This is a genomic window from Novosphingobium sp. KA1 (assembly GCF_017309955.1).
Lineage (GTDB): Bacteria > Pseudomonadota > Alphaproteobacteria > Sphingomonadales > Sphingomonadaceae > Novosphingobium.
The window spans coordinates 995,511-1,018,946 of the sequence record NZ_CP021248.1 but is presented as its reverse complement, the minus strand read 5'-3'; the positions used below and the strand labels follow the sequence as shown (position 1 = coordinate 1,018,946).

Genomic DNA, 23,436 nt, shown 5'->3' with positions numbered 1-23,436 from the left:
CGGCACGGCAAACACGTCCCCGATAACAGACAACACGGGGCCCATGGGTAGAGGATCGGGCATGACGGACATAAACCGGCAAAGGCTATTCTGGCTGAGCGTCCTGGCGCTCTTCACCGCGTCGATGAGCGCGTCGCTGCGCGCGGCAGTCGCCAGCAGCCTGAAGGCGCAGTGGATCGACCCCGTCGCGCCGATTTCGGCGGGCGAAATGATCGGCGCCGCGCTCGGCTCGGCGTTCCTCGGCTTCTCGATCACCGTCTTTGTGGTCAGCGCGGTGCTGGACCGGATCGGCATCCGCCGCGTGCTGATCGGCTGCGGGATCGCCTTCCTCATCGGCACCACCCTGATCGTCGGGGCGGGCCTGTTCGCCAGCGGCATGGCGGTCTACCACCTCGTCTGGCTGGGCATGCTGCTGAGCGGCATCGGCTGGGGCTTTGCCGAGGCATCGATCAATCCGCTGACCGCGCGGCTCTATCCCGAAGCCACCACCCACCGGCTCAACGTGCTTCACGCCTGGTATCCGGGCGGGCTCATCGTCGGCGGGCTCGCCGGCGTGTTCCTGGCGCCGCTGCTGCCCTGGCAGGCGATCATGGCGCTGGTGTTCCTTCCCGCCGTGCTTGTCATCATGATCGCCGCCACGACCCGCTTCCCCGAGCCGCCCGCGGCGGCCGGCGAGCGGGCGATGAAGGACATGATGCTGGAAGTGGTGCGCCGTCCCAGCTTCTTCATCTGGTTCGGAGCGATGTTCCTCACCGCCTCTTCCGAGCTGGCGCCGGGCCAGTGGATCGACGTGGCGCTCAGCAACCGCGTCGGCATGCGCGGCATCCTGCTGCTGGTCTATGTCAGCGCGCTGATGTTCGTGTTCCGCCACTTCGCCGGACGGATCGCCGGCCGCCTGTCCAATCCGGGCCTGCTCTGGGTCTCCAGCCTGCTCGCCGCGATCGGGCTGTTCCTGCTTTCGCAGGCCCAGTCCCCGGTTTCCGCGATCCTGGCATCGACCGTCTGGGGCCTTGGCGTCTGCGCGATGTGGCCGACGATGCTGGCCTCGGTTGCCGAACGCTACCCGCGCGGCGATTCCTGGGCGCTCGGGCTGGTCGGTTCGGCCGGTGCGCTGGCGAGCTTCTTTGTGCTGCCGCGCCTTGGCGAGATGTTCGACGCGGCCAAGGTCGAGCTGGCCGGCGGACCGGACGCCTTCACGAAGCTCACCGGGCCCGCGCTCACGGCGGTGGAAGATGCCGCCGCCTCGCAGTCTTTTGCCCGGCTGACCTTTGTCCCGCTGACGCTGCTGATCGTGTTCGGCGTGATCTGGCTGGCCGAGCGGCGCGCCGCCCGCAAAACCGGCGGTCTGGCGGAGGGCGCGGCATGAGCCTGACCCGGCGCACCGTGATCGCCACCGGGCTGGCCGCGGCTGCTGCACCGGCCCTTTCGGCAGGGGCGCATGCGGCTGCGCGCAAGGGCAGTTCCAACGCCGCCTATTTCTCGCTCGGCTATGCCCCGCACGAGGGCAGCTTTGCCAGTCGCGGCGCCTTGCTGGAGCAGATCGCCTTTGCCGCCGACCAGGGCTTTCGCGCCTGGGAGGACAACGAGGCCGCCAAGCGGCCCGTCGAACAGCAGGAGGCCATGGCTCGCGCCTTGTCGCAGCGCGGCATGACGATGGGCGTCTTTGTCGCCAGCATGCCGAAGTGGTCCGACTTCCGCCCCGTGCTGGGCAGCAACGACGACGGCGACCGGGAGGCGTTTCTGGCCGACATCCGCGCCTCGATCGCGGTCGCCAAACGGCTCGGCGCGCGGCACATGACGGTGGTCACCGGCTTCATGGACCGCAAGGTGCCCGAAGCGATCCAGACCGGCCGCATCATTGACTGCATGCGCCGCGCGGGCGACATCGTCGCGCCGCACGGGCTGACGCTGGTGATGGAGCCGCTCAACACCCGCACCAACCACCCCGGCGTGTTCATGCAGTCCATCGCGCAGGGTTATGCGGTCGCGCGCGGCGCAAACGGTCCCGGCGTCAAGATCCTGGCGGATCTCTACCACGAGCAGATCCAGTCCGGGAACCTGATCCCGACGCTCGAGAGCTGCTGGGCCGAGATCGGCTATATCCAGTTCGGCGACAATCCCGGCCGCAAGGAACCGGGAACCGGCGAGATCAACTACGCGACCATCACCCGGTGGCTGCGCGCCCGTGGCTATGACGGCGTGATCGGCATGGAGCACGGCAACTCCGTCCCCGGCCGCGAGGGCGAGGAGCGCCTGATCGCCGCCTACCGGGCCATCGACAAGACATGAAAGGGAGCGAGTGGATGCGACATGTCCCGATCGGCCTGGTGGTGGCAGGCTCCATCCTGACGGCCACGTGCGTGGAGGCGCAGGACAAGCCGGGGTTCAGGGATACGCCGATGCTGCCCGGCGGCACATGGCACGTCCACGATCCCGACCGGCCCGCGCCGGCCGAAGTCACGCCGGCCGCCGCTCCCGGCGCCCCGCCCTCCGATGCCATCGTCCTGTTCTCCGGCACCTCGCTCGATGCCTGGCACGGCGAGCGCGCGCCGTGGACGCTGGCCAACGGCGTCATGACGATCCCCTCGCGGGCGGCGAGCGGCGGCGAGAACAACCTCGTCTCGAACCAGGAATTCGGCGACGTCCAGCTGCATCTGGAATTCCGCTCGCCCAACCCGCCCGAGAAGACCTCGCAGGACCGGGGCAACAGCGGCATCTGGTTCATGCAGCGCTATGAAGTCCAGATCCTCGACGGTTACCGCAACCCGACTTATGCCGACGGCACCGTGGGCGCGGTCTATGCGTGGAAACCGCCGCTGGTGAACCCCTCGCGGCCGCCCGGCGAATGGCAGAGCTACGACATCGTGTTCGAACGCCCGCGCTTCGACGCCGGCGGTGCGCTGCTGCGCCCGGCCTATGTCACCGTGCTGCTGAACGGCGTGCTGGTGCAGAACCACCAGGCCATGCTGGGCACCACCGTCTGGCGCAAGGTCGCGCAGTATCAGGCCCACGCCGACAAGGCGCCGATCCAGTTGCAGGATCACAATTCGCCGGTGTCTTTCCGCAACATCTGGGTCCGCCCGCTGCCGGAAGAGGCCATCGCTCAGGACCTCCAGCAGGACCTCAAGGGGACAGCACGATAATGGATCGCAGAAACGCGCTTGCAGGCATGGTCGCCATGTTCGGCGCCCAGCTCTTTGCCCCCCTTGCCCGCGCAGCCGGGAGCGCCGCCGGGATCACCACCGGAGCCGCGATGCCGGTAATCGACGAGGGCGCGGCCAGCATCCAGGTGTTCACGCCCGGGCAGCGCGCGCTGATGACCGCGCTGTGCGAACGCATCGTGCCCACCACCGACACCCCCGGCGCCATTGCCGCAGGGGTTCCCGCCTATGTCGAGAAGCTGCTGGCGGATTGGGCGCTGCCGGAAGATCGCCTGCCGATCCTCTCCGGCCTGGCCGAAATCGACGCGCGCAGCCGTCAGGACTACAAGCTCCCCGCCGCCCAGGCCAGCCCCGAACAGCAGGACGCGCTGCTGACCCTGGCGATGAACAACGCGTTTCCCGATGGCGAGGAGTTCTTCAAGGCGTTCCGGCAGATGGTTGTCGTCGGCTACTACACCTCCGAGATCGGCATCACCCAGGAACGCGAATACCTGCCCGTCCCCGGCGAATACAATGGCGCCTTCCCCTATTCCCAGGTCAACAAGGTCTATTCCGCATGATCATGAATCGTCGTTCCCTCATGCTGGGCGCCGGCGGCCTTGCCGCGCTTGCCAGCCAGCCCCTGCTTGCCGGCCTCGCCGGTGCCGCGCAGATCAAGAAGGTCGGCCTGCAGCTCTATACCGTGCGCGAGCTGTTCGCGGCCGATCCGTTCGCCACGCTCGAAAGCGTCGCGCGCATCGGCTACCGCGAAGTGGAATACGGCGGCGGCGGCTATGACACCATGGATCACGCGCGGCTGCGCAGCACCATGGACCGGCTGGGCCTCTCCTGCCCCTCCATCCACGTCGGCTACGATGCGCTGCTCGGCAACTTCGACGCCAGCGTGGCGATGGCGCGCACGCTGGGCGCGGACACCATCGTCCTGCCCTACATGGTCGACAAATACCGCAACGCCGAGGCCTGGGACGCGGCGCTGGTCAACATCAACCGCTTCGGCGAGAAGCTGAAGGCCGCCGGTCTCGGCTTCGCCTACCACAATCACGACTTCGAGTTCACCGTGAAGCCGGACGGCGTCAGCCTCTACGAGCGGATGCTGAAGGCGTGCAATCCTGCCTTCGTCCGCTTCGAACTGGACATCTACTGGGCCGTCCACGCCGGGGAAGATCCGCTGGCGCTGATCCGCCGTCTCGCCGGGCGCATCTACGCCTACCACGTCAAGGACATGCGGGCGGACCGCAGCATGACCGCGGTGGGCGCCGGCACGATCGACTTTGCCGGGATCTTCAAGCTCAACGGCCTTGCCGGCGCGCGGCACTTCTATGTCGAGAACGACCAGGCGCCCGCGCCCTTCCTGCCCGACATCACCAAGAGCTTCCAGACCCTCAGCGCCCTGCGCTTCTGACCTTCGATCCGGGAGAAGAACATCATGGCGGCAACCGACAGGTTCGATGCGATCGTCATCGGCTCCGGCATCAGCGGCGGCTGGGCGGCAAAGGAACTGACCGAAAAGGGCCTGCGCGTGCTGATGCTCGATCGCGGCCACATGGTCGAGCATCTCGAGGACTACACCTACGACGGCAAGCCCGCCTACGAAGTCCCGGCGCGCAACATCATGCCCGAGGGCCTGCGCGAGAGCGACTACTTCATCGCCCAGCACGGCTACGTCGCCCCCAGCAACCGGGCCTTCTACAACAACGACCGGCTGAACCCCTACGACTTTGCGCAAGGCAGCAAGTTCTACTGGATCCGCCCCGGCGCGGTCGGCGGCAAGTCGCTGATCTGGGGCCGCTGGAGCTTCCGCTGGAGCGCCGCCGACTTCGAGGCCAACAAGCGCGAGGGCATCGGCGGCCACTGGCCGATCGGTTATGACGACCTCCTGCCCTGGTACGGCTATGTCGAGAAATATATCGGCGTCTCGGGCTCGCGGGAAAATCTCGACTACCTGCCGGACAGCGAGTTCCAGCCACCGATGCCGATGAACATCGCCGAGAAGTGGATGAAGCAGCGGCTGGAAACCGCCTTCCCGGGCCGCAAGATGATCAATGCCCGCCTGTCCAACATGACCGAGGACAAGCCCGAGCAGAACCGCACCCGCTGCCAGCTGCGCAACCAGTGCAGCAACGGCTGTTCGTTCGGCGCCTATTTCTCGACCCAGGCCGTCACCCTGCCCGCCGCCAGGGCGACCGGTCGACTGACGCTGCGCTCCGATGCGGTGGTCACCAGCCTCGAATACGATCCCGCCAGCCGCAAGGTCACCGGCGTGCGCTTCATCGATGCCAAGACCGGGCAGGCGGAAGTGGTGCGCGCCAGGATCGTCTTCCTCAATGCCTCGACGATGGGCTCGCTGCAGGTCCTGATGAACTCGCGCGCCGAGGGCACCGGGCGCAGCCATTTCAACAGCAGCGGCACGCTCGGCCGCTACGTGATGGACCATATCTTCCGCGTCGGCGTGCAGGGCGACATTCCGGGCATGGAGGAGTTCATCGAATATGGCCGCCGCCCCGGCGCCATCTATGTCCCCCGCTTCCGCAACAACGGGCGGGACGAAGGCCTCGGCTTCCACCGCGGCTACGGCTACCAGGGCGCGGCCTACCGCGAACCGTCAAGGCCGGTCGGCTTCGGCGCCGCGATGAAAGCGGGCATGCGCCGCTACAGCGGCTGGAAATTCCAGATGGGCGCCTTTGGCGAATGCCTGCCCTACGAAGACAACCACGTCGCCCTGAGCGCGGACAAGGTGGACCGTTTCGGGGTGCCGCTGATGCAGTTCAACGTCACGTTCCGCGACAACGAACTGAAGATGATGGCCGATGCGCGCGAGCAGGGCGAGAGGATGCTGCGCGGCGCCGGGCTGACCAACGTGGTGAGCAAGGTGAAGGAGCATGTGCCCGGCGATGCCATCCACGAGATGGGCGGCGCGCGCATGGGCGACGATCCGCACAGCGCGGTGCTCAACAAGTGGAACCAGGCGCACGACGCCGCCAACCTGTTCGTCACCGACGGCGCGCAGATGGCCTCGGTCTCCTGCGTCAATCCCTCGCTGACCTTCATGGCGCTGACCGCGCGGGCAGTGGATCACGCTGTCGCCGCGATGAAGGCCGGGACGATCTGACTTTGCCGTTTCCGGCGCTGGCAAGGCGGCGGAAACACGCTATCGGAGGCTATGGAGACAATGACCTGATGGCGCGGCGTAACGAAAACGGGGTGACGATCCGCGCCGTGGCACAGCGCGCCGGCGTATCCGCGATGACCGTGTCCAACGTCCTCAACGGCGCCGGCAGGGCCAGTGCCGCCACGGTGGAGACGGTCCGCGCGGCGATCGCGGAACTGGGCTATGTCCCCAACCTGGCGGCCCGGCGGCTCGCCAAGTCGCGCGCGACGACCGTGGGCCTGCTCTACAGCGACCGGCGCACGCCCTTTCTGGATGCCGTGCTGGTGGGCGCCCTGCGCGCGACCAACGCCCAGGGCCTGCAACTGCTGCTGCGCGACGGCGAGGGCAGCAGCCGCGCGGAAGCCGAGCGCATGGCGCAGGACCTCGTGCGCTCGGGCGCCGATGCGCTGCTGCTGATCCCGCCCTTTGCCGAACAGCTCAGCGGATCGACGGTTCTGGAAGAACTCGGCGTCCCCCTCGCCGCCATCGCCACGGGAACGGCGCTGGCCGATGTCACCACCGTGCGGATCGACAATCGCGGCGCCATGCGGGCGCTCACCCGGGACGTCATCGCCGCCGGCCACCGCCGCATCGCCTATGTCGCCGGGCCTGACCATTACAGCGTTGTCGGCGCCCGCCTCGAAGGCTTTCTCGAAGCCCTGCGCGCGGCCGGACTGGCGGAGGAACCCGGTCTCATCGTGCGGCACGGCGCATTCGACTATGCCTCGGGCGAGGCGGCGGCACGGCAGCTCCTCGCCCTGCCCTCCCCGCCGAGCGCCATCATCTGCAGCAGTGACGACCTTGCCGCCGGGGTTGTCGCCGAAGCCAACCGGCAGGGCCTGCAATTGCCTGGCCAGTTGTCCGTCACCGGGTTCGACGACACCATCCTCGCCTCCCGGCTCTGGCCGCCGCTGACGGTCGTTCGCCAGCCGGTCGAGGACATGGCCTACCGCGCCGCCCAGTGCCTGATCGCCGCGCTCGGCAAAACCGGAAGCGACGTCAGCGACGAGATCTTCGACCATACGATCGTGACACGGGCCTCGATCGCCCCGCACAGGGCTTCGGAGCCTTTGTCATGACCGCCCACACCGCCCACCTCGGAACAAGGACAACAAGACCATGGATGCAAGCAGACGGGACGTCGCGGCCATGATCGCGCTGGGCGGCAGCGCCATGGCGCTCTCGGCGGCCGGGGCCGAAGCCGCGCCCACCCGGCCCGGACTGGTCCACCACGTGTTCTTCTGGCTCAAGCGCCCCGGATCGCAGGAGGACCGCGACCAGTTGATGGCGGGCCTGCGCACCTTGGCAGCCATTCCCGTGATCCGGAACCTGCAGATCGGCATTCCCGCCGACACCGAGGCACGCGACGTCGTCGATGGCAGCTACGACGTCTCCGAACTGATGTTCTTCGATAGCGTCGAAGACCAGAAGGTCTACCAGGACCACCCGATCCATCAGGCCTTCGTCAAGGCTTGCAGCCATCTGTGGGCAAGGGTCGTGGTCTACGACATGGCCCTGAGATGACCCTTCAGAACCGCGCGCGCAGGCCCAGGGTGCCGGTACGCGGGGCGCCGGGCTGGACCCATAGCGGCGAATAGCTGTTCGCATACCAATGCGCATCGAACAGGTTGGCAACCGAGCCGAACAGTTCGAGCCGGTCCATCACCTCCACGCTGCCGAACACCCGGAACAGGGTATGCGCGGGAAGCGTGAAGTCGCTGCCGGTCTCGCCGAGGCGCTTGCCCAGGTGCTGCATGCCGGCGCCGACCTGCGCCTGACGGTTCCCGATGGAGAAGGCCTTGGCAAGCTGCATGGCAAGGTTATGGCGGGGAATGTTGACCAGCGGATCGCCAGGATTGATCTGGAACTGGAAATTGGGATCCTGCATGCGTGAGCGTGCCTCGGCATCGAGGTAGGCATAGCTCACCAGCACCTCGATACCGCCCGGCAGGTGCCCGCCAAGATCGAATTCCACGCCCCGGCTGCGTGCCTTGCCGATCGCCAGCGAATAGCCCGGCGCATTGGGATCGGTGGCGAGCACGTTGGCCTTGGTCAGCTGGAACGCGGCGAGTGTCCCGCTCAGCGCCCCGCCCAGCACGGTGAACTTCAGCCCCGCCTCGATGGATTCGCTGGTTTCCGGATCAAAGATCGCTCCTGCCGCATCGGTACCGACATTGGCACGGAAGCCCTGCCCGTAAGCGGCATAGGCCGTCAGCTTCGCGCTCAGCCGGTAGACGAGACCGGCCTGCGGACTGAACCGGCTGCGCCGGCGGCGGCTGTCGACGCCGCTCAGGCGGTTGTCGGTCTCCAGCGTCAGGTGGTCGTAGCGGCCGCCGATCCGAAGCTGGAGGCGCGTGTCGATCGTGATCTGGTCCTGGACATAGGCGCCGGTCGCGCGCTGCCGGTCGACGCGGTCGGTGATGACACTGGTCTGCGGCAGCGCGAAGCGCCCGTAGACCGGATCGAGGATGTCGATCACGTTGCCCTGCTCGTCGCTCGGGTCCGTGGTCAGGCTGGGCGGACGAAAGCGGCGGAACACCTGATCGTAGGTGAACGCGTCATGATCCGCGCCGATCAGCACGCGGTGGCGCAGGCCCCCCGTTTCGAACTCCCCGGCCAGCTCGGCGCGGATGACCTTGTGGCTTGCATCGTAGTAGCGCGTCCGGCGCTGGCGCGAAAGCGAGCGGCCATCGCCGTAGAGCGCCTGGCGCGAGGGAACCGTTTCGGCATCGGACGAGGAACCGATGAGCAAGGTATCGCGAAGGCTCCCGCCAAGCAGCAGGCTCCAGCGGTCGCTGAACTCGTGCTGGAGGCGCAGCTGGTGTCCACTGGCGCGGGCGGTGGTATCGCCGTCACCCGGCTCGCCCAGGAAGCGCGAACGCGGCACCGTGCGGAAATTTCCGTCAAGCACCACGATGCCGCGATCGAACGGCACGTCCACGCGGGTCTTCTCGAAATCATAGGTAAGCCGCGTATCGGGGCCGAGCGCGAGGCCGATCGAGGGCAGGAACCCCCAGCGCGACTGGTGGACATGGTCGCGGAACGTGTCGCCCTGCTCGGCATAACCGATCAGGCGTGCGGTGAGGCCGCCGGTCAGCTGGGCATTGACGTCCCCGTCGCCGCGCAGGCGCCCCCAGCTCCCGTATTGCACCGAGGCGCTGCCGAAGCTGCGGCCGATCTCGGCCTGCTTGGTCACGAGGTTGACGGTGCCGCCCGGCTCGCCGCGCCCGATCAGCGCCGCCGCCGGGCCCTTGAGCACTTCGACCCGCTCGATCCCGGCGGTATCGCGCTGCCCGCCGAAACCGCGCCCGCCGTTGAAGCCGTTCACCAGGTAGCCACTCGGCAGGTTCTCGTCGCCGGTGAAGCCCCGGATCGCGAACGAGTCCCACAGCCCGCCCAGCGTGTTCTGCCGCACGACCGAGGCATTGAGGTCCAGCGCATCGGTCAGGCGCTGGATTCCGCTGCGCTCAAGGGTCTCGGCCGAGATCTCCCCGATCGACTGGGGAATTTCCGAAACCGCGAAATTGCCGCGATAGGCCTGGCGCACGCCGGTCACGGTGATCGCTTCGGCGCGCTCGTCACTGTCCCGCTGCGCTTCCTCGGCGGCGGCCTGATCGAACGGTGCGAACGGCGCCAGCGCGATGACAAGAGGCACGGTCCGCGCGAGCCGCCTGCGGTTTCCGGTAAATCGATGCATGCAGCCCCCCTCGAGAATTTGCCCGGCAAAAGCGGCGCACCGGCGCCGGGATCGGGCGGGCTTGTGTCAGGGCCGGGAGGCTTGGTCAATGTAATGTTGCATCATAACATCGAAATATTCACAGGAACCTGCCCACTGCAAAGGGACGACATCCTTCGAAATATTCACCCAAGCTTTTAGGGCCCGGCGTTCCCGCTCATCGCTTCACCCGACTGGCAGAGGGTCTTGCCGCAACGACGCATTACGCGTGCGCGGGATCACCGGCAGACCTCACGGACGCGATTCCCACTGCGCCATATCAAGCACTTAAATTTCACCGTAAGTATTGCGATTGCGACTTATTCGCATTAATGACCCGCCCGCATAACGACGCCGGGAGGGCCGGCGGGGGGAACAGGGGGCATCGAATGATCCGCATCACCACGCATTCTATTCGCTATTGCGTCGCATCCGCATTGGCATTCGCGGCGATGGACGTCGCCTCCGCCCAGGCAGAAACCTTGGCGCCCGAAACCTTGGCTGCCGAAACATCAGCGGGCGAAACCGCACCGGCCGAAACCGCACCGGCCGATCCGGAAAACGATACGATCGTGGTCACCGGCGAGACCGAAACCACCGGCCTCAGCCTCTCCTCGCGCGAAACCCCGCAATCGGTCACCGTCGTCGACAGCCTGCGGATGGAGGAGCAGGGCCTTTACGACATCTCGGCGGTGATGGAGCAGATCGTCGGCGTGCAATCCAACCGCTCGAGCGCGCTCGGCACCGACGGCACCAATTATACCGCCCGCGGTTTTGCCGTGCAGAACTACCTTGTCGACGGGGTTGCCCGCCCGACCAACCTCTACGGCTTCACCGAAGATACCGCCGACATGATCGCCTACGACCGGATCGAGGTGATCCGCGGTTCGGCGGGCATGATGACCGGCACCGGCCAGCCCTCCGCCGCGATCAACATGGTCCGCAAGCGCGCCGCGGCCGACTTCAGCGCCAGCGCCGCCGCAACCGTCGGGTCCTGGGACATGGTCCGCATCGAAGGCGACGTGGGCGGCAAGGTGACCGCTGACGGGCGCATCCGTGCCCGCGTTGCCGGGGCCTGGCAGGACAACAAGACCTTCATCGACCGGGAACATGCCAAGCGCCAGGCGCTTTACGGCGTCGTCGAGGCGGACCTCACGCCCACCACGCTGCTGACCGCCGGTATCGAGTACCAGAACTTCACCAACACCGGTGCCTCGCGCGGGGGCGTGCCGCTGTTCTACACCGACGGCACGACGACCGACTTCGCGCGTTCGACCAACGGCGGCGCCGAATGGTCCGACTTCAACCGCAAGAGCGTCAACCTCTTCGCCTCGCTCACCCACGATTTCGACAAGAACTGGCAGCTGCGGATCGACGCCGAACACAAGGCCGGCTCCTATGACGAGACCATCGGCTACTTCTTCGGCCGGGCCATCGACAAGGACACCGGACTTGGCGGCACGCTCTATTCCACCCGCTGGGCCTCCGACCTCACCCTCAACGCCGTCTACGCGAACCTGCGCGGCAGCTTCGAGGCGCTCGGCCAGGAACAGCACGTCGCGCTGACGCTGAGCCATGCGCAGTTCGACGACGACCAGACGCCCTATCCCGGCTGGTGGTCAGGCGGCGACTACATGAAGTCGGTCAACGCCTTCGAATTCTTCGCGACCGGCGAGACGGCCCGGCCCGACCTTTCGCCCAGCGGCGGCTACGCGGGCAACCGCGTAAGGACCACCGCCGCCTCGGGCGTCGCGCGGCTGAAGCCGATCTCACCGCTTTCGGTCATCGTGGGCGGGCGCCTCACCTGGTGGCGGCAGGACAGCTACACGCAGGATACGTCCGGCCCCCGCAGCTGGACGCCGGGATCAAACGAAAAGGCGGTGCTGACGCCTTACGGCGGGCTTGTCCTGGACCTCACCCGCACCGTGTCGGCCTATGTCAGCTATGCCAGCGTGTTCGAACCGCAGACCCAGCGCACCGTCGACGGCGACATGATCGCGCCGCTGGAAGGCAATACCTATGAGGCAGGCCTCAAGGCCGACTTGCTGGACGGCAGGCTGAGCGCCAGCGCCGCCCTATTCCGCATGAAGCAGGACAACTACGCGCTGGCGGACGGACCGGGCATCTTCGCGCCCGACGGCAGTTCGGCCTATCACGCGGTATCCGGCATGAAATCGTCCGGCTTCGAACTCGAGGTCAACGGCGAGATCCTGCCCGGCTGGCGCGTCGCCGGCGGCTTCGCCAATGCCCGTGCCGAGGACCGCGACGGGGTTCGCCAGCTCCCGCAGATCCCCAAGAACACCTTCAAGATGTTCACCGCCTACCGGCTGCCCGGCGCGCTCGAGGCGCTGATGGTGGGCGGCAATCTCAAGTGGCAGGGCAAGACGACGGCGGACGGCACCGGCCCCAACGGCGAAATCTACACGCAGGGCAGCCTCGCCACGCTGGACCTGCTGGCAAGCTACCGCATCTCGGAGCGCTTCTCGGTGACCGCCCACGTGGATAACGTCTTCGACAAGAAGTACTATTCGGGCCTCTACATCGGCAGTTCGCGCTATGCGACACCGCGCGCGGCCACGCTGACGCTGCGCGGCACGCTGTGACGCCCGGCGGGTAGGCCGGCACATCGCGCAATGCCTGCGCCGCACCTCCCGTACCGGCTGCGCCGTCCGCCCCGACAAGGCGGGAACGGCGCGTCGGTGCGCGCCATGGCTCTTGCCGTCACCGCCGGGGTCCACGTGGCAGCGGTCGCGGTGGCCGCGCTCGCGTTCGGCTGGCTGCAAGCAGGCGGGGCCGATCACCCGGCGCCGCCCACCTTGGTGACCTTCGATGTGCACGCCCCCGATCCCGCCCGAAGGCAGCCCAGGGCCCCTGCGGCGCGCCCGCGGCAAGTTCCGGGCGCGCCGCCAGCCGCTATGGCCCTGCCCCTGCCCGCGCACACCGCGGCACTGATCCGCCCCCCGGCCGGCGAGCAGCCCGCCCCTGCGGCAAGCGGCGGCATGGCGGACGGTCTGCCCGACCTTGCCCTGTCCTATCGCCGCGCCCTGATGGCGCGGCTGGAAGGCCAGCGGCGCTATCCGGCGGCGGCGCTGCGCCAGCAGGCACAGGGGACAGGCTCGCTGCTGTTCCGTATCGACCGCGAAGGACGCCTGCTCGGCGCGGCCATCGTCTCCGGCACCGGTCATGCCGCGCTTGACCAGGCGGCGCTGGACATCGTCTCGCGCGCCGCGCCGTTCCCGCCGATCCCGGCCGGGTTGCCGGACGAACTGGCGGTGACCCTGCCCCTCGCCTTCCTGATCGACGATGGGCAGGTCGAGCCATGAGCGGGGGCGACACGGCCATCGTCGGTTGCCATCAGGCCGCCCTTTCCGCCTACGTGCGCTCGCTGGTGGATTCGGCTCCGGTCGCCGCCGACATCGTGCAGGAGACCTGGGCGCGGGCGATCCCCGCACTGCGATCGGGCCGGGTCGAGAACCCCCGCGCCTTCCTCTGCCGGGTCGCCCGCAATCTGGTCAACGACCGGGCGCGGGAGAGCGGCAAGTGGCGCCCCTGGCTGGCCGGCGAGGAAGCCGGCATCGCCGTAGCCGATGACAGCCCCGACGCCGAACGCCGCGTCCTTGCCGCGGACCGGCTGCGCATGGTGCGCGGCCTCGTCGCGGACCTGCCGCCGCGATGCCGGGAGGTGTTCACCTTGCGCAAGTTCGACGGGCTCGACCAGGCCGACATCGCCGATCGCCTCGGCATCACCCGGGGCGCGGTCGAAAAGCAGCTGCGCATCGCCCTGCTGACGCTGGCCAGCCGCCTCGGCGAAATCGAGGAGGAAGCATGATTCCCGCCGCCATCGCCGAAACCGCCGCCGACTGGATCGTGCGCCGGGACGCGGGACCTTTGCCTGCCGAGGATGAACGGGCCTTCCAGGACTGGCTGGCCGAGCCCGCCCATCGCCGCGCCTTCGAACAGCTGGCCGCGCTGTGGGGGTTGATGGACGCCGAACCGGCCCCATCACTGGCGCCGCTGCCCGCCGTGCGCCGGACCATGCCCCATCGCCCCCGCGTCCCGACCGCCCCGCGTGCCGCAGGAACAAGGCGCTGGACCGGTGCGGCCGTCGCCGCATCCATCGTGCTGGCGGCCTTCGGCGCGCTCGGCGACTGGCCGGCCCGTTTGCGCGCGGACTTCGCCACCGGGGTCGGCGAACGCCGCGTGGTGACGCTGGAAGACGGCTCGCGCGTGACGCTGGGCAGCAGTTCGGCCATCGCGCACGACTTTTCCGGCAACGCACGCACGGTTACCCTGCTCGAAGGCAGCGCCTTCTTCGAGGTCGCGCCGGACCGCCGCCACCCCTTCACGGTCGAGGCGGCGGGAGGCAGCGCCACCGCTCTGGGAACCGCCTTCGCCGTGCGCGAACGGGACGGGAGCGCCGAACTCGTGGTGACCCAGCACCGGGTCCGGGTCCGCGCGGGAGGACGATCCGGAGTTGTCGACGAAGGCCAGCGGGTCGATTTCGGCGCGCAGGCACTAGGGCCCGTCGAGGCAGCCGGCAACGGCGCCACGGCCTGGACCCTGGGCCGCCTCGTCGCGGTGAACCGGCCCCTCGGCGAGGTCGTTGCCGAGATTGCCCGCCACCGCCATGGCTATCTGTCGGTCGTCGGCGCAGCGGCCCAGCTGAAGGTCAGCGGGGTCTACGACCTCGACCACCCGCTCGCCGCCGTGGACAGCATCGAACGCAGCCTGAAGCTCAGGTCCTTCCGGCTTTCGGATCGACTGATCGTGCTGCACCGCTGATGTGCAAAATTTATTTTCCGCCCATGGTCGTCTTTTCCGGACCCGCCCCGTCTTCATTATTGAGAATGCGTCGCAACATCGTGATTGCGCCGCCTCGTGAACATCAGGGGGTCAATCCAATGTACAAGAAAATCGGCCATGGCGGCGCGCGCCTGCTCGCCGCCGCGCTGCTGGCAGGCACCACCCTGGCAGGGGGCATGACCGCGTTTGCCGCCAATGCCGCCGCGCAGGACGTGAATGCCTATGCGATTCCCGCCGGATCGCTGAGCGATGCCCTGAACAGCTTTGCGCAGCAGAGCGGGCTGCAACTGAACTATGACGCCGCCTTGACGCAGGGACGCCGCTCGCCCGGCCTCAACGCCCGCCTGCCCTGGCGCGACGCACTGGCCCGGCTGCTGTCGGGCACCGGCCTTGTCGCTCGCACGAACGGCCCCGCCGCCGTGACCATCGCCCGCGCCACCACCGGGGCGATGACGCTCGACACGCTGCTTATCCCGGCCAGCGCGGAAAGTGCCGTCGCCGTCCCGTCCGGCGGGGACGAGAGCTTCGCTGCCGCGGACGAGGCGCGGCCGGACGGCTCGATCGTCGTGCTGGGCCAGACCGACACGATCGACGCGCGCTCGGCCTCCGGCCCATGGGGCGAAAAGCTGGTCATCGACACGCCCTATGCGATCAGCGTGCTCTCGCAGGACCTCATCGAGAGTGTCGTCGCGGGCGACATGGACCAGCTGTTCAAGATGAACCCGGTCGTCCAGAACTCCGCGCCATCGACCGTCTACGGCACGCCTTACGTCACCATCCGCGGCTTCGATTCCCAGAAGGGCGTGGTGGACGGCGTGCGCCTGTCCTCCACGCTCACCGGTATCTCGATGGAGGAACTCGCCAATGTCGAGATCATGAACGGCCTGTCCGGCTTCCTGTACGGCGTCGGCAATCCGGGCGGGGTGACCAACTATGTGCTCAAGCGGCCGACCTACAGCCCCACGCGCGACATCACCGTGGGCGACTATGGCAACCGGCAGTTCTTTGTCCATGCCGACCTCGGCGGCAGGATCGACCGCGACGGGGTGTTCGCCTACCGCCTGAACCTGTCCTATCAGGATGGCGAGACGGCCAAGCAGAACCAGAACGTCGCCCGCAGCCTGTTCAGCGGCGCGGTGGACTGGAACGTGACTCCGGACCTGCTGCTGCAAGTGGAAGCGGCGCATACCTACTACCGGATCGACGGCATCGATTCGCGTTTCTACGCCTATGCCGATACGAGTTATGCCGCGCTCGACCACTGGATCGAACCGCTGGACTCCAGCAAGACCTGGACGCCGGACTGGACCTATCTCCAGGTCAAGACCGACCGCATCGGCACCAATGCCAGGTGGAAGCTCAACGATACCTTCAGCCTGCGCGCCGCCTATCTCTACAAGCGGGACGCGCAGGAATCGATCAACGTCTATCCCGCCTATTTCGAGGACGTGGGCTGGAAAGTGGGCTGGGCCTCGCGCAGCGCCCCGTCCTACAACACCGCGCAGGGCGCCTATGCCTACCTCGACAGCGAATTCGAGACGCTGGGCATCCACCACCGCCTGACGCTGGGCGCCTCGGGCGACGTACTGCAGGTGCAGCGCCATGTCACCAACTCGGTCAGCGCCGGCTTCTCGCCCGCCTTCACCGACCCCGACGGCCTCAATACCTGGGCCATGCCCGATACGCTGAACACGTATTCCTGGGGCGCGCTCTACACGTCCAGCCGGTCGCGGAACACCAACGTGATCCTGGGTGACGACATCCGCTTCACCGAGCAGCTGAGCGCCATGGTGGGCGTCAACCGCAGCACCGTGAAGGCCCGCAACTTCGGCGCGACCGGCACGCGCACGTCGAGCTACAACAAAAGCGCCTATACGCCCACCATCTCGCTGGTGTTCAAGCCCGCGCCGCGCGTGACCACTTACGCGACCTACATGGAAGGGCTGGAACAGGGCTCGACGGTCCCCGACGATGCCACGCTCTACAACAACCCGGGCGAGATCATGAAGCCCTACGTCTCGAAACAGTACGAAGTCGGCGCCAAGTATGCGCCCATCGACGCGCTCATGATCACCGGTGCGCTCTACCGTATCGAGAAGGCCAATTCCTTCGACGAGACGGTGAACGGCAAGATCACCCGCACCCAGGACGGCGTCGAGGTTCACCAGGGCGTCGAATTTACCGTCACCGGCCATGTCACCCCGCGCCTCAACGTGATGCTGGGCGGCACCGTGATGGACCTCAAGGTGACGAAGACCAGCACCGCCGCGCTGCTGGGCAAGAAGCCCACCGGCGTCGCCGACACGCTGGCCAAGGTCTATGCCGATTACGAGATCCCCGGGCTCGACGGTTTCTCGGTCAGCGGCGGCGTCTATCACGCCGGCAAGATGTACAAGGACAGCGCCAATCTCCAGAAGATGGACGGCTACACGATCGTCGACCTCGGCATGCACTACAAGACCGAGATCGACGGTCATCCGATCCGTTTCGACCTCAACGTCGCGAACCTCGGCGGGCTCGACTACTGGGCAACGTCCTATTCGCTGGGCAGCCCGCGCAGCGTGGCCTTCGCGGTCAAGTACGGGTTCTGAGCGATGCGGTTCCCGCAACGGCGCGCAAGGAGCGCCTCATGAAGCAGAGCCTGCGCCAGTCGATGGCATGGCTGCACACCTGGGCCGGACTGGTGCCGGGCTGGGTGCTCTACGTCATCTTCGTGTTCGGCACCGCCGCGTTTTTCCAGCACGAGATCGATGCCTGGATGCGCCCCGAACTGCCGGCCGAAACCCGCGTGACCCCGCGTGCCCTCGCCGCTGCCGATGCCCTGCTGCGGACCCGCGCGGCAGGCGCGGAAAGCTGGTCGGTCTCGCTGCCCGCCGCGCGCGGCGGCAGCGGGCTGGAGCTATCCTGGCAGATGCCCGGGGCTGACCGGGGCCACGGCCGCCGCGAAGGCCCGCGCGTCACTCTCGATCCGGAGACCGGCGCCGAGATCCCGGTGCGCGAGACCCGGGGCGGCTTTTTCCTCTACCGCTTCCACTTCGACCTGCATTTCATGTCGGTCATGTGGGCGCGCTATCTGGTCTGCGTGGCGGCGCTGGCGATGCTCGTGGCGATCCTGTCGGGCGTGGTGACGCACAAGAAGATCTTCACCGACTTCTTCATGCTGCGCCTGCGCAAGGGCCAGCGCAGCTGGCTCGACGCGCACAACGCCGCCGCCGTTCTGGCCCTGCCGTTCCACCTGATGATCACCTACACGGGGCTGGCGACCCTGCTGTTCACGCTGATGCCCTGGGCGATCTCCGCCAACTTCCCGGACCGGCAGGCCTTCTATGCCACGACCTTCCCGCAGGGCCCCGAGCGCGAGGCCAGCGGCGAGCCGGCGCCGGTTGCCCCGATCGGCCGGATGATCGCCGCCGCCCGCCAGCATTGGGGCGGCGCCTTGCCGACCTATATCTCGGTCACAAGCCCCGGCGACAGGGCCGGCGTGGCGACGCTCTACACCGCAAGGTCGCAATGGGGCGAAGGCCGGCCCGATTCCGTCTATCTCGACGCGGCGACGGCAACGCGGCTGCCGTCCACCCCGTCCCATCCCGGCGGCGCGACCGCGACACACCGGGTGATGGTGGACCTGCACACCGGATGGTTCGCGGGTTACGGCCTGCGCTGGCTCTACTTCCTCTCCGGGCTCGGCGGCGTCGCCATGGCCGCGACCGGGCTGTGCCTGTGGTGCGTGAAACGGCGAGCCAGGTTGCCCGATCCGGCCCGTCCGCATTTCGGCTTCCGCCTGGTCGAGCGGCTCAACATCGGCTTCATCAGCGGCGCACCGATCGGCATCGCCGCCTATTTCCTGGCCAACCGTCTGCTGCCCACCACCCTGCCCGGCCATGCCGACTGGGAAATCAACGCCCTGTTCATCGCCTGGGGTGGCACGCTGGTCTGGGCGTTCCTGCGCCCGGCACGGCGCGCATGGCTGGAGACACTGGCCGCGGCTACGGCCCTCTATGCGGCGATCCCGCTCGTCAATGCCGCGACCACCACGCGCGGGGTCATCCCCAGCCTGCTGGCGGGTGACCGGACTTTCGCCGTGTTCGACCTGATGATGCTGGCGCTGGCCGCCGGTTTTGCCTTCACCGGCTGGACCCTGGCCCGCCACAAGCCCCGCGCGATGCCCGCCCGCAAGCGGCGGGACGAGGAGGCCATGGCATGACCCATATCATCGTCGCGGGTCTCGCGCTGGCCGGCTTTGCGCTGCTGCTCCTGGCCATGCCCCGACACCAGCAGGACTGGCTGCGCCGCAAGCTGCCCGCCCGCACCAGTGGGCGGCTGCAGCTCGCCGGCTTCGCCCTGCTCGCCGGTGCCTTCCTGGCCGCAGGCACCGGCCTTGGCTGGGCCTATGGCACGGTTGCATGGTTCGGCTGGCTCTCGTTCGGCGCCGCCGTCACGCTCGCCGCCCAGACCAATCGCGAGGCGATCCTCGCCCGTCTCCGCCCCACAAAGCCGACGGCAAACCCGGACAACCGCGCATGACCAAGCCCCTCCCCGCCCCCTCGCCGGCGCGCCGCCGCTGGACGGTCGCCTCGCGCACTTTGGCCGGCACGCTCGGCGCCTACGGCGTGACCGCAATCGGCACCGCGGCGCTCTCGCTTGTCCTTGCCGCGCTTGGCATGGACCGGGCCGAAGCGGTCACGGCCGCTACGCTGGCGAGCTACGCGGTGTTCGCGGTGATCGCCATCGCGGTGTTCCATGCCGCCAGCCCCGCCCGCGCCTGGGGCGGGCTGCTCGCCGCCGCCGCGCCGCTCGGCCTGATCTGCTGGCTGCTGGCGACCCCACGATGACCCCGCTTTCCCTGCTTCTCGCCGGTGCCGCCGCCATGGCATCCGGCACCTCCGGCGACGAACCGCAGAGCGGCGATCCGGTGCCCGGGAACGCGGCCCACGCCCTTGCCCCCAGCGGGCCAGATCCGGTCTACCCGGCCGAGTTCTACAAGCCCTTCCAGCCCCAGACCGCGCTGGACATGCTGGAGCGCACGCCGGGTTTCATCCTCACCGAGGGCTCCTCGGTGCGCGGTTTCGGCGGCGCTGCGGGCAATGTCCTGATCGACGGCCAGCGCCCGACCGTGAAAGGTGGCGGGATCACCGAAGTCCTGCGGCGGATCGGCGCCTCGCGGGTCGAGCGGGTGGTGCTGCTGCGCGGCAGTGACGCCGCCGAGGCGCAGGGCCAGACGCTGGTCGCCAACCTGATCCTGCGCGCGGATGCGGGCGGTTCCGGCAATGCCTCGCTGGCACTGGCGCATACCGCCGACGGCCATGTCTCGCCCGATGCCCGCATCAGCTACGCGCGGCGGGTCGCAGGCTGGCAGACCAATGTCGAGCTTTCCGCCCAGACCGTGCGCTACCCCACCCACGCCGTCTATCTGGAGCGCGATGCCGCCGCCGCCCTCACCCGCACGCGCCGCGAGCGGATCTCGGCCAATGCCCCGCAATATGGCCTTGCGCTCTCGACCTTGGGCGCCCTTGGCGGGGGGACGCTGACGGTGAACCTGCGGCTCGGCAAGGACAGCTACGCCTCGCACACCGGCTACGACATCTTCGACGGAGCCGAAGACGCGGTGCCCGATTCCGTCCGCACCATCGCCTACCGCGAAAGCAGCCACAGCGGCGAACTCGGCGCCGACTGGACCCGCCGCCTCGGCAACGACTGGAGCACCAAGCTGGTCGCGCTGGGCACGCTCGAACGCTACGTCACCGCGGACGATCTGGTCGAACCGGGCTATCGCGGCGTCTCCAGCCAGCGCGAGAAACCGGTCGAACTGGTCGGCCGCCTGACCCTGACCCGCGAGGGTGACCATGCGTTCCGGCCCGAATTCGGCGCGGAAGCGGCCTACAACCGCCTGACCAGCAGGCTCGACTATGCCCAGGACAGCGGCGCCGGCCTTGTGCCCATAGCGCTCAGCAACGCCGACACCCGCGTGTCCGAACAGCGCGCGGAGGCCTTTGCCAACCTCACCGTAAGGCTGGCCCGCCGCGTCTCGCTGGAAGCGGGCATGGCGGCCGAATTCTCGAAGATCACGGTGAGCGGCGAGGCCGCCAGCGCGCAGAGCCTGTCCTACCTCAAGCCTTCGGCGGCCCTCGTCTGGTCGCCATCGGCCGAAACGCAGCTGCGCCTCGCCATGCGCCGCACGGTCGACCAGCTGGACTTCAGCGACTTCGCCGCCTCGGTCAACCAGACCGACGGGCGCCCGCTCGGCGGCAATTCGCGGCTGCGCCCCGCCCGCGTGACCCGCGCGCTGGCCCGGCTCGACCACCGCTGGGGCAAGGGCGGGGCCCTCGCCCTCGAAGGCTGGCACCAGTGGCACACCGGCCTGCTCGGCTATGTCCTGCTGCCCAGCGGCGAGGAGGCGCTGGGGACGATCGGCAACGCCCGCCAATGGGGCGTGACGGCGCAGGGCACGCTGCCGCTGGAAGCCGTGCTGCGCGGCGCCCGGCTGACCGTGGACGCCGCCTTGCGCCGTTCGCGCATGCGCGATCCGGTGACCGGCGAGGATCGCCGCATGGACGACGTGCTGCCGCGCAGCATCACCGCGGAGCTGCGCCACGACCTCCCCGCGCTCAGGTCCTCCTGGGGGGTGACCTACACCGCCGCCGAATATGCCGATGTGTTCTACACCGCCGAACGGCTGCGCTGGCGCGATGGCCAGAGCTGGGGCGGCTATGTCGAGACGACCGCGCTCCCCGGCTTCAAGACCACGCTCGCCGTCTCCGCGCTGGGCGGGCAGGACTTCTACCGGATGCGCCGTTTCTATGCGCCCAGCCGCGCGGGCGCACCGACCGGCAGCGAGGAACGACGGCGGCGGCAAGGCGGCTCGGTGACGCTGACGCTGGCCAGGGCGCTGTGAGAGAGGTTGGACAAAGCCTTTTCCTGCGCTGGTGACGCGGGCGGGGAACGGAACAGCGCCATCGCGGCCAGTCCCCGCCTCCCAGTCCCCGCCGTCCGCGTCAGGGGTTCCCGCTCCCGCTGCCATCCAGTTTGTGATTCCCTTTTCGATGCACTCCATCAAGGCGTTGACAACAGCCCCGACCGGATCATAAAACAGAATTGTAATTCTAATAATGGTGTGCCGTCACGGCCCGCCCGGGAGAAGCCGTTTCCATGTCCAAGATCCAGCGGGGCGTCAGCCTCTACAGCTTTCAGGAAGAGATGTTCCTGGGCCAGATGGGCGTGGAGGACTGCGTCGCCTTCGCCGCCTCCATCGGCGCGAAGGGCATCGAGATCCTGCCCGAACAGAACATGCCGCGCTTCCCGAACATCGACGACGGCGAAGTGGCCCGCTGGCAGGACATGCTGGCCCGCCACGGCGCCCACTTCACCTGCTACGACATGTTCCTCGACACCAAGCTGCGCAAGGGCGAGACGATGTCGGACGAGGAGCAGGTCGAGAGCATCCGCCGCGATCTGGTGCTGTGCAACCGCCTCGGCATCCGCAACATGCGCGTGCTGGTCTTCGTGCGGCCCGACATCCTCGAGAAGTGCGTGCCCTATGCCGAGCAGCTCGACGTCCACATGGGCGTGGAAGTCCATGCCCCCTGGCATCTCGAACATGCCTGGATCCTGCGCACGATCGAGGTTGCCGACCGGCTGGGCACGCAGCATCTCGGCATCCTGCCCGACATGGGCATCTTCATGAAGCACTACCCGCCCGAATTCCGCGCCCGCTTCGAGCGACAGGGGGCACGGCCGGAAGTGGCGCAGTTCATCGTCGACCAGCACGAGGCGAAGATCATGTGCGAATACACGATCTACGAAGTCGCGGTGAAGATGGGCGGCAACAAGGCCGAGATCGCCATGGCCGAAACCCTGCGCCACGCGCCTTTCGCCAACCCCCGGCGGATCAAGGACTACGCCCCCTACTTCCGCCACATCCAGGCCAAGTTCTACGGCATGACGGAAGACTGCATCGACCCCACCATCGCCTATGACGAAGTGATCCCCGAACTGGTGAAGTGCGGCTGGGAAGGCACGCTTTCCAGCGAATACGAAGGCAATCGCTGGGTGCAGGACGTCATGCCGGTCGACAGCCGCGAGCAGGTGCGCCGCCAGCACGTCCTATTCGAAAACCTCATTGCCAGGGCCGAGGGCCACCGGGAGATCGCCTGATGTTCGACAAGTACCTGATCGACGCCGCCTCGCTGCGCAACACCGGCCCCGAGGGGGCCCCCACCGGTTTCGCGTTCGAGGCCAAACTCGGCTATTATCGCGGCCTCGGCCTCTCGATGATCGAGAAACTGGACGTGTCCATCGATGGCGAGACCCTGCCCCGCGACGCGGTGCGCTTCGACGAGGGCGAAGGCCCGCTGTCGCTCGACGAGATGGAAACCGCCTACGAGCGCCGCTGGCCTTTCGGAGCTGCCGCCACGATCCTGGTGGCGCATCCCGGCGGCTTCCCTCAGGGCGAGCACGAGCTGGGCATGCTCCAGCAACTGCGGGTTTCCTACTTGCCGTTTCCGGCGGTCAACACCGATACCAAGACAGTCTCGGTGAACCGGTAGGCTTGAAGCGGGGCGGGGCGGGGCGCGACCAGCGCGCACAGGCCCCGCCCCGCCATATCACCGCGC

Annotated in this window: 20 protein-coding genes; 19 read left to right on the top strand and 1 reads right to left on the bottom strand. The window is 68.0% G+C overall.

All coding sequences use genetic code 11. The features are described from left to right. Positions 1–61 precede the first annotated feature (61 nt). From CA833_RS22425 to CA833_RS22390, 8 genes are all read left to right on the top strand, one after another. Positions 62–1,366, top strand: coding sequence for a sugar MFS transporter (locus tag CA833_RS22425; RefSeq protein WP_207080239.1), 1,305 nt, complete (start codon positions 62–64; stop codon positions 1,364–1,366). Beyond that, the gene (locus CA833_RS22420) at positions 1,363–2,289 is read left to right on the top strand and encodes a hydroxypyruvate isomerase family protein (protein WP_207080238.1); all 927 of its coding nucleotides are present in this window, start codon (positions 1,363–1,365) and stop codon (positions 2,287–2,289) included. The genes CA833_RS22425 and CA833_RS22420 overlap by 4 nt, the downstream gene beginning before the upstream one ends. 14 nt (positions 2,290–2,303) lie before the next feature. Beyond that, complete coding sequence (locus CA833_RS22415) at positions 2,304–3,143, top strand: DUF1080 domain-containing protein (RefSeq protein WP_207080237.1); 840 nt, start codon at positions 2,304–2,306, stop codon at positions 3,141–3,143. Beyond that, positions 3,140–3,721, top strand: coding sequence for a gluconate 2-dehydrogenase subunit 3 family protein (locus CA833_RS22410; protein WP_142639463.1), 582 nt, complete (start codon positions 3,140–3,142; stop codon positions 3,719–3,721). The genes CA833_RS22415 and CA833_RS22410 overlap by 4 nt, the downstream gene beginning before the upstream one ends. 2 nt (positions 3,722–3,723) lie before the next feature. Continuing rightward, positions 3,724–4,563 (top strand): sugar phosphate isomerase/epimerase, encoded by an 840-nt coding sequence (locus CA833_RS22405; protein WP_242526416.1) that lies wholly within the window; start codon positions 3,724–3,726, stop codon positions 4,561–4,563. Between the two features lie 24 nt (positions 4,564–4,587). Continuing rightward, positions 4,588–6,270: a GMC oxidoreductase gene (locus CA833_RS22400; RefSeq protein WP_207080235.1), complete on the top strand. Its 1,683-nt coding sequence runs from the start codon at positions 4,588–4,590 to the stop codon at positions 6,268–6,270. 68 nt (positions 6,271–6,338) lie between these two features. Continuing rightward, positions 6,339–7,388, top strand: coding sequence for a LacI family DNA-binding transcriptional regulator (locus CA833_RS22395; protein WP_207080234.1), 1,050 nt, complete (start codon positions 6,339–6,341; stop codon positions 7,386–7,388). 40 nt (positions 7,389–7,428) lie between these two features. Further along, positions 7,429–7,833 (top strand): Dabb family protein, encoded by a 405-nt coding sequence (locus CA833_RS22390; RefSeq protein ID WP_242526415.1) that lies wholly within the window; start codon positions 7,429–7,431, stop codon positions 7,831–7,833. Between the two features lie 4 nt (positions 7,834–7,837). Here the strand turns inward: CA833_RS22390 and CA833_RS22385 are convergent, their stop codons facing one another. After that, positions 7,838–10,006, bottom strand: coding sequence for a TonB-dependent siderophore receptor (locus tag CA833_RS22385; protein ID WP_207080233.1), 2,169 nt, complete (start codon positions 10,004–10,006; stop codon positions 7,838–7,840). Between the two features lie 407 nt (positions 10,007–10,413). On the opposite strand from CA833_RS22385, the gene CA833_RS22380 reads away from it, so the two are divergent. From CA833_RS22380 to CA833_RS22330, 11 genes are all read left to right on the top strand, one after another. Next, the gene (locus CA833_RS22380) at positions 10,414–12,627 is read left to right on the top strand and encodes a TonB-dependent siderophore receptor (protein ID WP_242526414.1); all 2,214 of its coding nucleotides are present in this window, start codon (positions 10,414–10,416) and stop codon (positions 12,625–12,627) included. Positions 12,628–12,732: 105 nt separating this feature from the next. Next, positions 12,733–13,347 carry an energy transducer TonB gene (locus CA833_RS22375; protein WP_242526619.1) on the top strand — a complete coding sequence of 205 codons (615 nt, stop codon included), beginning with the start codon at positions 12,733–12,735 and terminating at the stop codon, positions 13,345–13,347. Then, entirely contained in the window at positions 13,344–13,853 is a 510-nt protein-coding gene (locus CA833_RS22370; protein WP_207080231.1) for an RNA polymerase sigma factor, read from the top strand. Before CA833_RS22375 ends, CA833_RS22370 begins: the two co-directional genes overlap by 4 nt. Next, positions 13,850–14,806: a FecR family protein gene (locus CA833_RS22365; RefSeq protein ID WP_207080230.1), complete on the top strand. Its 957-nt coding sequence runs from the start codon at positions 13,850–13,852 to the stop codon at positions 14,804–14,806. Before CA833_RS22370 ends, CA833_RS22365 begins: the two co-directional genes overlap by 4 nt. 119 nt (positions 14,807–14,925) lie before the next feature. Beyond that, on the top strand, positions 14,926–17,418 hold the full coding sequence (locus CA833_RS22360) for a TonB-dependent receptor (protein WP_207080229.1): 2,493 nt from the start codon (positions 14,926–14,928) through the stop codon (positions 17,416–17,418). 38 nt (positions 17,419–17,456) lie between these two features. Next, positions 17,457–19,031, top strand: coding sequence for a PepSY domain-containing protein (locus CA833_RS22355; RefSeq protein ID WP_207080228.1), 1,575 nt, complete (start codon positions 17,457–17,459; stop codon positions 19,029–19,031). After that, positions 19,028–19,351 carry a DUF3325 family protein gene (locus tag CA833_RS22350; RefSeq protein ID WP_207080227.1) on the top strand — a complete coding sequence of 108 codons (324 nt, stop codon included), beginning with the start codon at positions 19,028–19,030 and terminating at the stop codon, positions 19,349–19,351. Before CA833_RS22355 ends, CA833_RS22350 begins: the two co-directional genes overlap by 4 nt. Further along, on the top strand, positions 19,348–19,659 hold the full coding sequence (locus CA833_RS22345) for a DUF3649 domain-containing protein (protein WP_207080226.1): 312 nt from the start codon (positions 19,348–19,350) through the stop codon (positions 19,657–19,659). Before CA833_RS22350 ends, CA833_RS22345 begins: the two co-directional genes overlap by 4 nt. Further along, positions 19,656–21,719: a TonB-dependent siderophore receptor gene (locus CA833_RS22340; RefSeq protein WP_207080225.1), complete on the top strand. Its 2,064-nt coding sequence runs from the start codon at positions 19,656–19,658 to the stop codon at positions 21,717–21,719. The genes CA833_RS22345 and CA833_RS22340 overlap by 4 nt, the downstream gene beginning before the upstream one ends. A gap of 254 nt (positions 21,720–21,973) precedes the next feature. Continuing rightward, positions 21,974–22,978, top strand: a complete 1,005-nt coding sequence (locus tag CA833_RS22335) for a sugar phosphate isomerase/epimerase (protein ID WP_207080224.1) — start codon at positions 21,974–21,976, stop codon at positions 22,976–22,978. Beyond that, entirely contained in the window at positions 22,978–23,370 is a 393-nt protein-coding gene (locus CA833_RS22330) for a DUF6379 domain-containing protein (protein ID WP_207080223.1), read from the top strand. Before CA833_RS22335 ends, CA833_RS22330 begins: the two co-directional genes overlap by 1 nt. Positions 23,371–23,436: the final 66 nt, after the last annotated feature.